10 protein-coding genes are annotated in these 14920 nt (G+C 71.6%); 7 read left to right on the forward strand and 3 right to left on the reverse strand.

Annotation, left to right across the window (positions count from 1 at the left end; all coding sequences use genetic code 11):
- The first annotated feature begins 5 nt into the window (after positions 1–5).
- Together ACTWJ8_RS07495 and ACTWJ8_RS07500 are read left to right on the forward strand one after the other, a co-directional pair.
- Positions 6–1064, forward strand: coding sequence for an ABC transporter substrate-binding protein (locus ACTWJ8_RS07495; protein WP_443263386.1), 1059 nt, complete (start codon positions 6–8; stop codon positions 1062–1064).
- Between the two features lie 65 nt (positions 1065–1129).
- Positions 1130–2257 (forward strand): NAD(P)-binding domain-containing protein, encoded by a 1128-nt coding sequence (locus ACTWJ8_RS07500; protein ID WP_443263387.1) that lies wholly within the window; start codon positions 1130–1132, stop codon positions 2255–2257.
- A gap of 57 nt (positions 2258–2314) precedes the next feature.
- On the opposite strand, the gene mltG is transcribed toward ACTWJ8_RS07500, so the two are convergent.
- Together mltG and ACTWJ8_RS07510 are read right to left on the reverse strand one after the other, a co-directional pair.
- A complete protein-coding gene (gene mltG / locus ACTWJ8_RS07505; protein WP_443263388.1) occupies positions 2315–3184 on the reverse strand; it encodes an endolytic transglycosylase MltG in 870 nt (289 codons plus the stop codon).
- 111 nt (positions 3185–3295) lie between these two features.
- A complete protein-coding gene (locus ACTWJ8_RS07510; RefSeq protein ID WP_443263389.1) occupies positions 3296–5110 on the reverse strand; it encodes an ABC transporter ATP-binding protein in 1815 nt (604 codons plus the stop codon).
- Positions 5111–5204: 94 nt separating this feature from the next.
- Here ACTWJ8_RS07510 and ACTWJ8_RS07515 point away from each other — a divergent pair, with 94 nt between their 5' ends.
- From ACTWJ8_RS07515 to ACTWJ8_RS07525, 3 genes are all read left to right on the forward strand, one after another.
- Complete coding sequence (locus ACTWJ8_RS07515; RefSeq protein ID WP_356383303.1) at positions 5205–5648, forward strand: MarR family winged helix-turn-helix transcriptional regulator; 444 nt, start codon at positions 5205–5207, stop codon at positions 5646–5648.
- Positions 5649–5661: 13 nt separating this feature from the next.
- Positions 5662–8595 (forward strand): FAD-binding and (Fe-S)-binding domain-containing protein, encoded by a 2934-nt coding sequence (locus tag ACTWJ8_RS07520; protein WP_443263391.1) that lies wholly within the window; start codon positions 5662–5664, stop codon positions 8593–8595.
- Between the two features lie 140 nt (positions 8596–8735).
- Positions 8736–10184, forward strand: coding sequence for a Gfo/Idh/MocA family protein (locus tag ACTWJ8_RS07525; RefSeq protein WP_443263392.1), 1449 nt, complete (start codon positions 8736–8738; stop codon positions 10182–10184).
- An 18-nt stretch (positions 10185–10202) separates the two neighbouring features.
- Here ACTWJ8_RS07525 and ACTWJ8_RS07530 read toward each other — a convergent pair whose 3' ends face one another.
- The gene (locus tag ACTWJ8_RS07530) at positions 10203–10955 is read right to left on the reverse strand and encodes a L,D-transpeptidase family protein (RefSeq protein WP_443263393.1); all 753 of its coding nucleotides are present in this window, start codon (positions 10953–10955) and stop codon (positions 10203–10205) included.
- Positions 10956–11145: 190 nt separating this feature from the next.
- Between ACTWJ8_RS07530 and ACTWJ8_RS07535 the strand changes: the two genes are divergently transcribed.
- Positions 11146–13065, forward strand: a complete 1920-nt coding sequence (locus ACTWJ8_RS07535; RefSeq protein WP_443263394.1) for an ABC transporter transmembrane domain-containing protein — start codon at positions 11146–11148, stop codon at positions 13063–13065.
- A complete protein-coding gene (locus ACTWJ8_RS07540) occupies positions 13062–14861 on the forward strand; it encodes an ABC transporter ATP-binding protein (protein ID WP_443263395.1) in 1800 nt (599 codons plus the stop codon). The genes ACTWJ8_RS07535 and ACTWJ8_RS07540 overlap by 4 nt, the downstream gene beginning before the upstream one ends.
- Positions 14862–14920 lie beyond the last annotated feature (59 nt).

Here is a 14920-nt window from a genome sequence, read left to right on the forward strand (position 1 = left end):
TTGTCATGCGACGCCCTCTGATAGCCGGCGCCCTCGTCACCCCTCTCGCCCTCCTCCTCGCCGCCTGCAACGGCGCCTCCACCGCCAGCACCTCCACAGGAAGCGGCGGCAGCGGTGGTCACACCGACGGGAAGGGCTCGCTCACCCTCAACGTCGGTGACCAGAAGGGTGGTTCGGAGGCCGTACTGAGGGCTGCCGGGGAACTCGACGACCTGGACTACAAGATCCGCTGGTCCACCTTCACCTCCGGTCCGCCGCTCCTCGAAGCCATCAATGCCAAGGCCGTCGACGTCGGCGGCGTCGGCAACACACCGCCGGTCTTCGCGGCCGGCGCCGACTCGAAGATCAAGGTGGTGTCGGCGAGCCACGGCACCGCGAAGGGCGACACGATCCTCGTCCCGAAGGACTCGAAGCTGAAGAGCCCGGCGGGGCTCAAGGGCAGGTCGGTCGCGGTGGCGCAGGGCTCGTCCGCGCACTACCAACTCGTCGCCTCGCTCAAGAAGGTCGGGCTCGGCCTGAAGGACATCAAGGTCAAGTACCTGCAACCGGCGGACGCGCTGGCCGCGTTCACCGCGGGCAAGGTCGACGCCTGGGCCGTCTGGGACCCGTACACCTCGCAGGCGCTGCGCGGGAAGCTCGGCCGTGTACTGACCGACGGCGACGGCGTCACGAACGGGCTCGCCTTCCAGGTCGCCGCCCCGGGCGCCCTCGCGGACAAGAAGAAGTCCGCCGCGATCAAGGACTACCTCGACCGGCTGCGGCGCGCCCAGAACTGGGTCTACAAGCATCCGCAGGCGTGGGCGAAGGTGTGGGCCAAGGACACCGGACTGCCGTACGAGGTGGCGTACGACGCCGTGAAGCGCACCAACGGCACCCGTGTCACGGTCGCGGTCGACAAGGACGTGGTCCGCTCCGAGCAGGAGATCGCCGATACGTTCGCCCGGCTGAAGCTGATCCCCCACAAGGTCGACTTCTCGAAGTTCGTCGACACGCGCTTCAACGGCGAGCTGCCGCCGTCGTCCACCGCGCCGCGTACGTACGAAGCGGGCTCCGACGGGCGCTGATCCATTTCGCCGTCCCGGCCCGATCACGCGGGAAGATCTCGACCCCTGGTGGAGTTAGTAGAAACGTGAACGACATCGGGGCACGAGACGCCATCTCCGCCACAGCGCCGCGCGCGGTCGACGTGGTGGTCGTCGGGGCCGGTCAGGCCGGTCTGTCCGCCGCCTACCACCTGCGCCGCGTGGGTTTCGAGCCGGAGCGGGACTTCGTCGTCCTCGACCACGCGCCCCGGCCGGGCGGCGCCTGGCAGTTCCGGTGGCCCTCGCTCACGTACGGCAAGGTGCACGGGATGCACGCGCTGCCCGGCATGGAGCTGACGGGCGCCGACCCCGCCCGGCCGTCCTCCGAGGTCGTCGGCGAGTACTTCACCGCGTACGAGGAGACCTTCGACCTGCGCGTACGACGGCCGGTCGATGTGCGTGCGGTGCGTGAGGGGGACGGCGGGCGGCTGCTCGTCGAGACCTCGGAGGGGGTGTGGTCGACGCGGGCGCTGATCAACGCGACCGGCACCTGGGACCGCCCGTTCTGGCCGCGCTACCCGGGGCAGGAGACGTTCCGCGGGCGTCAGCTGCACACCGCTCAGTACCGGGGGCCCGAGGAGTTCGCGGGTCAGCGGGTCGTGGTGGTGGGCGGCGGCGCCTCGGGGACGCAGCACCTGATGGAGATCGCGCCGTACGCCGCCGGGACGACGTGGGTGACCCGTCGGCCGCCCGTCTTCCGCGAGGGGCCGTTCGGCGAGGAGCAGGGGCGGGCCGCCGTGGCGCTGGTCGAGGACCGGGTGCGTCAGGGGCTCGCGCCGCTGAGCGTGGTGTCGGTGACCGGGCTTCCGGTGAACGACGCGGTGCGCGAGGCCCGTGCGAACGGTGTCCTCGACCGTCACCCGATGTTCGACCGGATCACGCCGACCGGTGTGGCCTGGGACGACGGGCACGAAGTTGCGGCCGACGTGATCCTCTGGGCCACCGGTTTCCGGGCCTCCATCGAGCACTTGGCGCCGCTGAGGCTGCGGGAGCCGGGCGGCGGCATCCGCATGGAGGGCACGCACGCGGCGCTCGATCCGCGCATCCATCTGGTCGGATACGGTCCGTCGGCGAGCACGATCGGCGCGAACCGCGCGGGGCGCGCGGCCGTGCGCGACATTCAGCGGCTCCTGGGGCGGAAGCGGGTGCCGTCGGCAGCGACCGTCGGGGCCTGAGAAGGCGCTGGGCGGGGCACCCCGTAGCGCAGGGCTGCGACCTGAGAGCGGTCGCCGTCAGCCGGCCTCCCTGCCCTTCGCCTGGATCTTGTTGAACTCCGCCACGTTCTTCTCCTGCTCCCGCAGGTCCGCCGTGAAGCGGGTGTCCCCCGGCTTCACCGTCACGAAGTACAGCCAGTCCCCCGCCGTCGGCCGCGTCGCCGCCCGCATCGCCTCCTCACCCGGGTTGCCGATCGGAGTGGGCGGCAGTCCCTTGCGCGCGTAGGTGTTGTACGGGCTGTTGATCCGGGTGTCGTCGTGAGTGGTGTCCAGGGTGGAACGGCCCAGCGCGTAGTTGATGGTGGAGTCCATCTGGAGCGGCATCCCGTGGTCGAGCCGGTTGTATATGACCCGCGCGACGCGCCCCATGTCCTCCTTGTTGTCCGCTTCGGCCTGCACGATGCTCGCGATGATGACCCGCTGGTACGGGTTGACGGCGTCCCGCTCGGCACCGGCGGTGGTCCCGGAGCCTTCGGAGCTTCCGGCGCCGGCCGTGGTGCCGCTGCCGCCGAACCTCTTGTTCGCCGTGTCGACCATGTACGCAAGGACCGACTGCGGGGTCGCCTCGTCGTCCAGGGGGTACGTCGCCGGAAAGAGGTACCCCTCCGCGTTGCCTCCCGCGTCTCCGGGCAGCTTGAGGTGGGCCGTGCGCGCGGCCTTCTTCGTGCTGCCGGCCGGTACGTCGAGGGCCTTGTCGACGGCCTCGTACACCTGGCCGGAGCGCCAGCCCTCCGGGATCGTGAGGGTCCGGCCCGATCCGTCCTCGCGTGCCAGGGCGAGCGGCACCGCGACGGCGGTGGCCGCCACGACCGCACCCGTCACCGTCATGGCGACGCGTCCTCGGCGCGTGAGTCGCATCGTGCTCCGTTCCCGGGTCTCGGTCTGCATGCGGGCACGTTAACGCCTGCGTCGGAGCATCCCGGACACATCTCCCGCCTCCTTGACTCCCTCACCGTCTCTGTGCGGACTGTTCGCCCCGATGTCATCGCCGAGGCCGGGTCACGCGGCTGCCTCCACGCGTGCGTCCCTGCGGACGAGCGCGGCGTAGCGGCCGTCGCGGGCGAGCAGTTCCTCGTGCGTGCCGCGCTCGGCTATGCGGCCGGAGTCCAGGACGACGATCTGGTCGGCGCCGCGGACCGTGGAGAGACGGTGGGCGATAGTCAGCGTGGTGCGATTGGCGCACAGCGCGTCGATGGCCTGCTGCACCGCGTGTTCGGTGCGGGTGTCCAGGGCGCTCGTCGCCTCGTCGAGGATGAGCACCGGCGGATCACGCAGGATGGTGCGGGCGATGGCCAGGCGCTGCTTCTCGCCTCCGGAGAAGCGGTGGCCTCGCTCGCCGACCACGGTGTCGTAGCCGTCCGGCAGGGACGCGATGTGCTCGTGGATCTGTGCCGCGCGGGCCGCCGCGTACAGCTCCTCGTCGGTGGCGTCGGGCTTGGCGAACCGCAGGTTCTCGGCGACGGAGGCGTGGAAGAGGTACGTCTCCTGGGAGACCACGCCGATCGCGCGCGCGAGGGTGTCGAAGTCCAGGTCCCGCACGTCGACCCCGTCGAGCGTGACGCGCCCGCCCGTGACGTCGTAGAGCCGCGGCACCAGATAGCTGAGCGTCGACTTCCCCGAGCCGGTGGGGCCGACGACGGCGAGGCTGCCGCCCGCGGGGACGGTCAGGTCGATGCCGTCGAGGATCGGGGCCTGCCGCTCGTCGTCCGTGTCGTAGCGGAAATCGACGCCCTCGAAGCGGACCTCGCCCTTGACGGTGTCGAGGCGGGTGGCGTCCGCGCGCTCGGTGATGTCGACCGGCAGGTCCAGGTACTCGAAGATGCGCTGGAACAGAGCGAGCGAGGTCTGGATCTGGACGCCGGTCTGGAGCAGGCTCACGGTCGGCCGGAACAGGCCCTGCTGCAACGAGACGAACGCGACGAGCGTGCCGATGGAGACCGTGGGCCCGCCGAAGTGCAGGGCTATGCCCGCCGCCCAGTAGATGACCGCGGGCATGGCGGCCATGACGATGCTGATGACGGCCATCCGCCAGCGCCCCGCCATGTTCGACCTGACCTCCAGGCCGACCAGCTGGTCCGACTCGTCGGCGAACGACTTGGTGAGGGAGTCGGCGCGGCCCATGGTGCGGCCGAGCAGGATGCCGCTGACGGAGAGCGACTCGGTGACGGTGGCGGCCATCGCCGCCATCTGCTTCTGGCGCTGCGTGGCGATCTTCTTGCGCTCGCGACCGACGCGACGGCTGATCCACACGAAGACCGGCAGCAGGAGCAGGGAGACGACGGTGAGGCGCCAGTCCAGGGCGATCATCGCGACGACCGTCGCGATGACGCTCGTCAGGTTCGAGACGAGGGAGGTCGCCGTGGAGGTCACGGTGGCCTGCATGCCTCCGATGTCGTTGGCGATGCGGGACTGGACCTCGCCGGTGCGGGTGCGGGTGAAGAAGGCGAGCGACATGCTCTGGAGCCGGCCGTAGACGGCGGTGCGCAGGTCGTGCATGACGCGCTGGCCGACGGTGGTGGAGATCAGCGTCTGGAGCACGCCGAAGACGCTCGTCACGACGGCGCTGACGATCATGCCGAGGGCGAGCAGGCTGAGCAGCCCGGTGCGGCCCTGCGGGATCGCGACGTCGAGGATCTCCTTGAGCAGGAACGGGGTCGCGACCGTGACCAGGGACGCGGCGCAGACGAGCAGCCCGACGAGGGCGAGCCGGCCGCGGTAGGGGCGGAAGAGGGACAGGATGCGACGGATCTGCCGCGGCTGGTCCGACGCGCGGGCATCGGGGGGCGGCGTCCAGGGGATCTCGGGGCTGCGCATGGGCCTCCTAGGCACTTCTGGGATTCGACTTCGAGGAGCATAGTGCATTGTTACCTCTATTCACAATGCACGGGGTCCTGATAATGTTCCCGGCATGAAGACACCGGACGCCGACGGTTTCCTCGCCGAGCAGCTGCTGCGGCTCACGCGCCGCCTGCAGCGGATACAGCGCCGCCAGCTGGAGCCGGTCGGGATCACGCCCGCGCAGTCCCGGCTGCTGCGCACGCTCGTGCACTACGAGACGCCGCCGCGCATGGCCGATCTGGCCGAGCGCCTTGAGGTGGTTCCGCGGGCCGTGACGACGACGGTGGACGGCCTGGAGTCGGCGGACCTGGTGCGCCGCGTCCCGGATCCCACGAACCGCCGGGTCATCCGGATCGAGCTCACCGACAAGGGCCGGGCCGCCCTGCGGGAGCTGCGCAGCGCGCGCCGCGCGGCGGCAGAGGAGATCCTGGCCCCATTGGACAAGGAGCAGCGGGCGCAGCTGACGGTGTTGCTGAACACGCTGTTCGGGTCCCCGCACGACCGCGACTGCTGAGCGAGGAGAGGCCATGCCGCTGCTGGAGCCGAAGCCGGAAGCCCTGCGTCCCGGACCCCGCTCGTCGGGTCCGGCGCCCGACCGGGTCCCGGACCGGCAGGCGGGCGGCACGCCCGAGCCGCTGCGCTCGGAGCTGACGGAGCTGCTCGGCGCGGACAAGGTGCTCACGAAGGTCTCGGACCTGGTGCGCTACGCGTCGGACGCGAGTCCGTACCGCTTCGTGCCGCAGGTCGTGGTGGTCGCCGAGGACATCGACGACGTGTCGGCCGTTCTCTCTTACGCGCACGGCAGGGGCCGCGAGGTCGTCTTCCGCGCGGCGGGCACGTCGCTGAACGGGCAGGCGCAGGGCGAGGACATCCTCGTCGACGTGCGGAAGTCCTGGGCGGGCATCGAGGTGCTCGGCGACGGTTCGCGCGCCCGGATCGGCCCGGGCACCACGATCGTGCGGGCGAACGCGACGCTGGCGCGGCACGGCCGCGTGCTCGGCCCGGACCCCGCGAGCGCCATCGCCTGCACGGTGGGCGGCGTGGTGGCGAACAACGCGTCGGGGATGACGGCGGGCACGACCCGTAACTCGTACCGGACGGTCTCCTCGCTCACCTTCGTCCTGCCGTCCGGGACGGTGGTGGACACCGGCGACCCGCGCGCGGACGAGGACCTGGCGCATGCCGAACCGGCGCTGTGCGAGGGCCTGTTGGCCATCAAGCGGGAGATCGAGGCGGACGCGGAGCTCACGCGCAGGATCCGCGCCAAGTACGAGATCAAGAACACGAACGGGTATCGGCTCGACGCCTTCCTCGACGGCGAGACGCCGGTGCAGATCCTGCGCGGGCTGATGGTGGGCTCCGAGGGCACCTTCGGCTTCATCTCCGACGTCGTCTTCGACACGCTGCCGTTGGACCGGAAGGTGTCGACGGCGCTGCTGTTCTTCCCCTCGCTGCCCGCTGCCGCCGCGGCGGTCCCCGTGTTCAACGCGGCGGGGGCGCTCGCCGTGGAGCTGATGGACGGCAATACGCTGCGCGCCTCGGTCAGCGTGCAGGGCGTGCCGCAGGACTGGGCGGAGCTGCCGAAGGAGACGACGGCGCTGCTCGTCGAGTTCCGCGCCCCGGACGAAGCGGCGCAGGCCGACTACGAGGAGGCGGCGGCGAGGGCCCTGGAAGGGCTCGAACTCGTCGCGCCGGTCGCCTCGGTGACCAATGCGTTCACGCGCGACAACAAGACGATCGCAGGCTACTGGAAGGCCCGGAAGGCGTTCGTGACGGCGGTCGGCGGCTCGCGCCCCTCGGGCACGACGCTGATCACGGAGGACTTCGCGGTGCCGCCCGCGCGGCTCGCCGAGGCCTGCGAGGAGCTGCTCGACCTCCAGACGCGGCACGGTTTCGACGCCGCGGTGGCGGGCCACGCCGCGCACGGCAATCTGCACTTCCTGCTGGCGTTCGACGCGGGCAAGCCGGAGGACGTGGAGCGGTACGCGGCGTTCATGGACGACTTCTGCCGCCTCACGGTCGAGCGGTTCGACGGCTCTCTGAAGGCGGAGCACGCGACGGGCCGGAACATCGCGCCGTTCTTGGAGCTCGAATGGGGGCCGCGGGCGACGGAGTTGATGTGGCGCACGAAGCAGGTGATCGACCCCGACGGGGTGCTCGCGCCGCGCATCGTGCTCGACCGCGACCCGAAGGCGCATCTGCGGGGCCTCAAGACGATCCCCAAGGTGGAGCTGATCGCGGACCCGTGCATCGAGTGCGGCTTCTGCGAACCCACGTGCCCCAGCGAGGACCTCACGACCACGCCGCGCCAGCGGATCGTGCTGCGCCGCGAGATGATGCGCCAGCCGTCCGGCTCGCCGGTCGAGGACGAGCTGATCGATGCGTACGGGTACGACGCCGTGGACACCTGCGCCGGCGACTCCACGTGCAAGCTGGCCTGCCCGGTCGGCATCGACACGGGCGCGTTCATGAAGGGCTTCCGGCACGCCCGGCACTCGCCGCGCGAGGAGCGGACGGCCGCGCTCGCGGCGAAGAACTTCAAGGCGGTGGAGGCCTCGGCCCGGCTCGCTGTGGCCGCCGCCGACAAGATCGGTGACCGGCTTCTCACCGCGGTGACGGGCGCGGCGCGCAAGGCCGTCCGGCCCGATCTGGTGCCGGAATGGCTGCCCGAGGTGCCCGCCGCGGCGGCCCGGAAGCTGCCGCGCACCGCGCGCGTGGGCGCGTCGGCCGTCTACTACCCGGCGTGCGTGAACCGCATCTTCGGCACCCCCGGCGACGTATCGCTGCCGCAAGCCGTCGTCGCCGTCTCCGCGCGCGCGGGCCGACCGGTGTGGATCCCGGACGACGTGGCGGGCACGTGCTGCGCCACGATCTGGCACTCGAAGGGCTACGACGAGGGCAACACGGTCATGGCGAACCGGATCGTCGAAGCGGCCTGGGGCTGGACCGCCGGCGGCAGGCTGCCCCTCGTCGTGGACGCCTCCTCGTGCACGCTCGGCATCGCGCACGAGGTGGTGCCGTATCTCACCGACGACAACAGGGAGTTGCACGAGGAGCTGACCATCGTGGACTCCCTCGTGTGGGCCGCCGACGAGCTGCTGCCGCGGCTCACCGTCGAGCGCACGATCGGCTCCGCCGTGCTGCATCCGACGTGTTCGATGGAACACCTGGGCGATGTGGCGCAGTTGAGAGCCGTCGCAGAGGCGTGTGCCGACGAGGTGGTGATCCCGGACGACGCGGGCTGCTGCGGATTCGCGGGCGACCGAGGCATGCTCCACAAGGAGCTGACCGAGTCCGCGACGGCGAAGGAGGCGGCGGACGTGACGTCCCGCGCGTACGACGCGCATCTGTCGGCGAACCGGATGTGCGAAGTCGGCATGGATCATGCGACGGGCCGCTCGTACTACTCGGTCCTGGTGGAACTGGAGCGGGCGACGCGCCGCGCCGCACCCCGCCCCTGAGAGCACGCCACACGAGTCCAAAGGTTCGACCCCAGAAGTCCAACTGCCCGCCCACACCGCCCTCTTGCGTCCCTGCTCGCACTCCCAGCAGGGTGGCTTGCGCTTGCTCCCGGCACCGCACCCACCTTGTTGGAGGTCCGATGCACGACAACGAGCGCAGCCCTCTCGAATCCCCCGAACCCGACGGCCGGTCCCGCCGCGACGTGCTGCGCGCCGCGGGCGTCGCCGGTGCGGGACTCGGGCTCGGCGCGCTGGGATCGGCCTCGCCGGCCCAGGCAGCGCAGGCCTCCGGCGACTCAGGGACGGCCGAGGCCACGACGGCGGCCGCACCGGCGCGGCAGGGCGACACGATGATCGGCGTGCCGTTCGAGGGCCGGTCCACGGTCCGCGTCGGCATCGTCGGGCTCGGCAACCGCGGCGGCAGCATGATCGACCTCTTCCTGGCGATCCCGGGCGTCCGCGTCCTCGCCCTGTGCGACCCGGTCAAGGACAAGACCGCCAAGGCGGCGGCGAAGGTGACGGCGGCGGGCCAGCCCGCGCCCGCCACGTACGTCAAGGGCGATCACGACTTCGAGAACCTCTGCAAGCGCGGGGACATCGACTTCGTGTACGTGGCGACGCCCTGGGACTGGCACTTCGAGATGGCGAAGACGGCGATGCTCAACGGCAAGCACGTCGGCGTCGAATGCCCGATCGCGCTCCAACTCGACCAGCTGTGGGAGCTGGTGGACCTGTCCGAGCGCACCCGAAGACACTGCATGCAGCTGGAGAACTGCTGTTACGGACGCAACGAGATGCGCGTCCTGCGAATGGCCCACGCAGGCAAGTTCGGCGATCTGCTGCACGGCGCCGGCGCGTACAACCACGACCTGCGCGGCCTGATGTTCGACCCGGACTACTACGAGGGCCCGTGGCGCCGCCTGTGGCACACGAGGCTGCGCGGCGACCTGTATCCGAACCACGGCTTCGGCCCGGTCGCCAACTACATGGACATCAACCGCGGCGACCGCGTCACCCACATCTCCAGCTTCGGCACCCCCGCCCTGGGCCTCGCCGAGTACCGCGAGGCGCACATGCCCAAGGGCGACCCGAGCTGGAAGGAGACGTACATCGAGTCGGACCGCACCATCAGCCTGGTCCAGACGGCGAAGGGCCGGGTGATCCGCCTCGAACACGACGTCAGCACGCCGCATCCGTACTCACGTATCAACCAACTCGGTGGGACGAAGGGCGTGTTCGAGGACTACCCGGCGCGCATCTACATCGAGCCCGACCACACCGACGACGCCTGGGGCGACTTCGCGAAGTACGCCGACTGGGACCACTGGCTGTGGAAGGAGCACGCGAACCCGCCGGGCGGGCACGGCGGCATGGACTACATCATGGTGTTCCGCCTGATGCAGACGATGCGCCTCGGCCTCGTCCCCGACTTCGACGTGTACGACGCCGCCACCTGGACCTCGCCGGTGCCGCTGAGCCACCTCTCGATCAAGGCAAAGGGCGCGCCGCAGCAGATCCCCGACTTCACGCGCGGCGGCTGGCGCAAGTCACGCGGCGGCGTCGACTCGGAGAAGCCGAAGGAGGCCTGAGCCGGGAGGGGCGGCGGTTCAGGCCTTGAGCTCGGCCTTGTCGCCCATGACCACCACCGGGTGCTGCTTCGGGTCCAGCGTCTTGAGCAGGTACTCCATGTCCGACTTCGACTGGCTCACGCAGGCCGACGTGCCGCTGCCGTGATCCATGTGCAGCCAGATGCTGCCGCCCTTCGACTGGCCCTGCGGCCGGGTCGGGTCGTTGGGCGGCGTGCCCTTGGCCCGGTTGTAGTCGATGGCGATCACGTAGTCGAAGTCGTTCCAGTGCGACTTCGCCCAGTAGTGCGGGGCCTGGAACGACGACGACTGCGTGTACGGCAGCTTCGCGCCCGGGTCGGCAAGCACGCCGCCCGCGTCGGTGAGCGTGAAGACGCCGACGGGGCTGCGCTTGTCGCCCTCCCGGTGGTTCGTCGTCCAGCCCTTCTTGCCGTTGTGCCCGGACCAGCTGCGCTGCTTCTTCCAGGTGTCGCCGGACTTCGTGAAGAGCGCGATGGTGGAGCCCGCGGCGTCCTTGCCGTCCCCGTAGACGGCGACGACCTGCCGGCTGTTCGCCGGGATCTGCTTCTGGTAGCGCTCCCCCACGTCCGGGATGCGCTTGAGGTCCACCGCGCGCGCCTCGGAGCCCTGGGACTCACCGCCCGAGGCGGTAGCCCCCTCCGTGCTCTTCTTCCCGCTGCCGCCGCCGTCGGCGCCACAGGCCGTCACCGTCGTCAGCAGGACACCGCAGGCCGCCATCGCGACGCCCACCCTGATCACACCCGCACTCCGCATGCGTTCCATGGTCGCACCACCGTTCGCGAAACTCGGGATCGACCCTGAGCACCCCGGACAATCCGGGCCGAATCTTTGCCCGGCGCCGTAAAACCGTTTGCCTCGGCTCGGCCCGGGACGCGAACCTTTCACGGTTTGCTGCCCTTGAGTCCGCTTCTTCGATCCACCCCGCTTCGAGTCCTGGGACATCATGCAGATCTCCGACCTTCCGTATCCAGACCCGGGCGTGCCGGACGCACGCTCGGGCCCCCGGTTCCTGCTCTGGCTCGGCCGGAACCAGCTCGGTGGGCAGGCCAAGTCCCTTGCCTGGGGCCTGATCCACTTCGTCTCCGTCGCCGGTCTCGCGTACGGCGTCGGGCACGCCGTGCAGTCCGTCGTCGACCGCTCCGGCGCCGGTCTCGCCAAGGCGGGCGCGCTGATCGTGCTGCTCGGCCTCGGTGTCGCGGTCGGCGACACGATGCTGCACCGCACGGCCGTCACCAACTGGATCACCGCCGCCGCCCGCGTCCAGCAGCTCCTGGCCCGCAAGACGGCGTCGCTGGGCGCCGCGCTGACCCGGCGGGTCGCCGCGGGCGAGGTCGTCGCCGTGTCCACGGGTGACGTGGAGAAGATCGGCTGGTTCGTCGAGGCGCTCTCCCGCTTCGCCGCCGCCGCGCTCACCGTCGTGCTCGCCTCCATCGGCCTCCTGATCTACCAGCCCGCGCTGGGCGTGGTCGTCGCGCTCGGCATGCCGGTCCTGGCCCTCGCCGTGCTGCCGCTGCTGCCCCGCGCCACCCGGCGCGCGGACCACCAGCGGGAGAAGGCGGGTCACGCCACCGAACTCGCCTCCGACACCGTCGCTGGCCTGCGCGTGCTGCGCGGCATCGGCGGCGAGGAGCTGTTCCTCGACCGGTACCGGCGCGCCTCCCAGGACGTGCGGCGGGCCGCCGTGCGCAGTGCGCGCATGTGGTCGCTGATCTCCGCGATCCAGGTCCTCCTTCCCGGCCTGCTGACGATCGCCCTCGTCTGGTACGGCATCCATCTCGCGCGCGAGGGCCGCATCACCGTCGGCGAACTCGTCACCGTCTACAGCGGCGTGATGCTCCTGAACTACCCGCTGCGTCACTTCGAAGAGATCGCCATGGCCTACTCGTTCTCCCGCCCGTCCGCCCAGCGCGCGTCCCGGGTGCTGTCGCTGGAGCGCGTCACCGATCCGGACGGCGGGCTGCGCGACGCGAAGGTGCCGACCGGCGATCTGTACGACCCGGCGACCGGCGTGCTGGCCCCCGAGGGTCGGCTCACCGCCGTGGTCTGCGGCGACCCTGACCTGGCGGGCCGGCTGGCCGACCGGCTGGGCGGCCACCCGGCGACCGGCACCGGCTCCGGCTCCGGTGAGGCGGCACCGTCCGTGCTGCTCGACGGTGTGCCGCTCGACGAGCTGCCGCTGGACGTCGCCCGTACGGCCGTGCTCGTCCAGGACAAGGACCCGGTGCTGCTCTCCGGCACCCTCGCCGAGCTCCTCGCCGTACCGGCCTCCGGAAGCGTCACGCCCGAGGAGGCCCTGTCCGCGGCCCAGTGCTCCGACGTGCTCGACGCGCTCACCCAGGCCTCCGTGGACGAGGACCCGATGACCGCGATCATCACCGAACGCGGCCGGTCACTCTCCGGCGGCCAGCGCCAGCGTCTCGCGCTCGCCCGCTCCCTGGTCACCGACCCGGCGACTCTGGTGCTCGACGAGCCGACGTCCGCCGTCGACTCGCACACCGAGGCCCGTATCGCCCAGGGCGTGCGCGCCCTGCGCCGCGGCCGCACCACGGTGGTGCTGACCTCGTCGCCGCTGGTGCTCGACCGCGCCGACCGCGTGGTGTTCGTCCACGAGGGGGAGGTCGCCGCGGTCGGCGAGCACCGCGAACTGGTGCGCACCGAGCCCCGGTACCGCGCGGTCGTCACCCGCGAGACCGACGACGAGAAGCCTTCCGCCGAGGCCGCCCCGGGCGCCGATCCGGGGCCCGGTCGCGGCGGCAGGCCGGGCGTCATCGGCACGGGTCCCCGCACGAACACCGGCCCCGGCACCCATGCAGGCGCGGCCACCGCACGTGACACCGAGATCGACATCGAGGAGACGGCATGATCGGCGTAGCGCCACCGGCCTACGATCCGGCGGCCCCCACCACGGCGAACACCCTGCCGGTCGGCGCCCCGGCCACGGTCCGTGCCTACGTGCGCGAGCTGTACCGGCGCCACCGGCGCGAGTTCCTCCTGCTCATCGGCGTGAACACGGTCGCCGTCGTCGCGTCGATGGCCGGACCGTACCTGCTCGGCGGCCTGGTCCAGGACGTGTCCGACGACCCGGGCGGCGTCGGCGCGCTCGAAGGCACCGAACTCGCCCGCACCATCGGCCTGTTCGCCCTGGCCCTGGTCGTCCAGGCCGTGTTCATCCGGCAGGTGCGGCTGCGCGGGGCGGTCCTCGGCGAGCGGATGCTGGCGGACCTGCGCGAGGACTTCCTCGTACGGTCCGTCGGCCTGCCGCCCGGCGTGCTCGAGCGGGCCGGCACGGGCGACTTGCTGTCCCGGATCACCACGGACATCGACCGGCTGGCGAACGCGATGCGGGAGGCCGTGCCCCAGCTGTCCATCGGCGTGGTCTGGGCGGCCCTGCTCATCGGAGGGCTCGCGGTGACCGCGCCGCCGCTGGCGCCCGCGCTGCTCATCGCGGTGCCGGTCCTCGTGCTCGGCTGCCGCTGGTACTTCAAGCGGGCGCCTTCGGCGTACCGCTCGGAGGCGGCCGGGTACGCGGCGGTCGCCGCGGCGCTCGCCGAAACCGTGGACGCCGGGCGCACCGTCGAGGCGCACCGGCTCGGCGACCGCCGCATCGAGCTGTCGGAGCGGCGGGTCAAGGAGTGGACGGCGTGGGAGCGCTACACCCTGTATCTGCGCTCCGTGCTCTTCCCGGTGATCAACGCCGTGCACGTCCTCGTGCTGCTGTCGGTGCTCATGGTCGGCGGTGTCTTCGTCCTCCAGGGCTGGATCGGCGTGGGGCAGCTGACCACGAGTGCGCTCATCGCGCAGATGCTGGTGGATCCCATCGGCCTGATCCTGCGCTGGTACGACGAGCTTCAGGTCGCCCAGGTGTCGCTGGCCCGGCTCGTCGGTGTGCGGGACATCGAGCCGGACGCGGGCGACGCCTCGGTGCGGCCCGACGGCCGTGACGTCCAGGCGGACGGGGTGCACTTCGGCTACCGCGAGGGCGTCGACGTGCTGCGCAAGGTGTCCCTCGAGGTCGCGCCCGGCACCCGGCTCGCCCTGGTCGGCCCCTCGGGCGCGGGGAAGTCGACGCTCGGCCGACTGCTCGCCGGGATCTACGCCCCGCGCGCCGGGCAGGTCACGCTGGGTGGCGCGGAGCTGTCCCGGATGCAGGCGGAGCGCGTGCGCTCGCACGTGGCACTGGTCAACCAGGAGCACCACGTGTTCGTGGGGTCGCTCCGCGACAACCTGCGGCTGGCCCGCACCGGCGCCGAGGACGCCGAGCTGTGGGCCGCCCTCGGCGCCGTCGACGCCGACGGGTGGGCCCGTGGCCTGTCCGACGGCCTCGACACCGAGGTCGGCTCGGGCGGCGTCGCCCTCACTCCTGCGCAGGCGCAGCAGATCGCGCTGGCCCGCCTCGTCCTGGCCGACCCGCACACGCTGGTCCTGGACGAGGCGACGTCGCTGCTCGACCCGCGCGCGGCCCGCAACCTGGAGCGTTCTCTCGGCCGGGTGCTCGACGGCCGCACCGTCGTGGCCATCGCGCACCGGCTGCACACCGCGCACGACGCGGACGTGATCGCCGTGGTCGAGGAGGGCCGGATCCGGGAGCTCGGGAGCCACGACGAGCTGGTCGCGGCCGACGGGGCGTACGCGGCGCTGTGGCGGTCCTGGCACGGCTGACGCCCGGACGGCGGCGGCGGTCGGGAGTCCTCCCTCGGGGGTGGCTCCCGGCCGGTGTC

Origin of the sequence: Streptomyces sp. SDT5-1, from assembly GCF_052245995.1 — a bacterium.
Lineage (GTDB): Bacteria > Actinomycetota > Actinomycetes > Streptomycetales > Streptomycetaceae > Streptomyces.

Coding starts and splice junctions, on each gene's coding strand:
- ACTWJ8_RS07515 (WP_356383303.1), top strand. CDS start 5,205: ATGAAGACACCGGACGCCGACGGTTTCCTCGCCGAGCAGCTGCTGCGG.
- ACTWJ8_RS07530 (WP_443263393.1), bottom strand. CDS start 10,955: ATGCGGAGTGCGGGTGTGATCAGGGTGGGCGTCGCGATGGCGGCCTGC.
- ACTWJ8_RS07520 (WP_443263391.1), top strand. CDS start 5,662: ATGCCGCTGCTGGAGCCGAAGCCGGAAGCCCTGCGTCCCGGACCCCGC.
- mltG (WP_443263388.1), bottom strand. CDS start 3,184: ATGCAGACCGAGACCCGGGAACGGAGCACGATGCGACTCACGCGCCGA.
- ACTWJ8_RS07540 (WP_443263395.1), top strand. CDS start 13,062: ATGATCGGCGTAGCGCCACCGGCCTACGATCCGGCGGCCCCCACCACG.
- ACTWJ8_RS07495 (WP_443263386.1), top strand. CDS start 6: ATGCGACGCCCTCTGATAGCCGGCGCCCTCGTCACCCCTCTCGCCCTC.
- ACTWJ8_RS07510 (WP_443263389.1), bottom strand. CDS start 5,110: ATGCGCAGCCCCGAGATCCCCTGGACGCCGCCCCCCGATGCCCGCGCG.
- ACTWJ8_RS07535 (WP_443263394.1), top strand. CDS start 11,146: ATGCAGATCTCCGACCTTCCGTATCCAGACCCGGGCGTGCCGGACGCA.
- ACTWJ8_RS07525 (WP_443263392.1), top strand. CDS start 8,736: ATGCACGACAACGAGCGCAGCCCTCTCGAATCCCCCGAACCCGACGGC.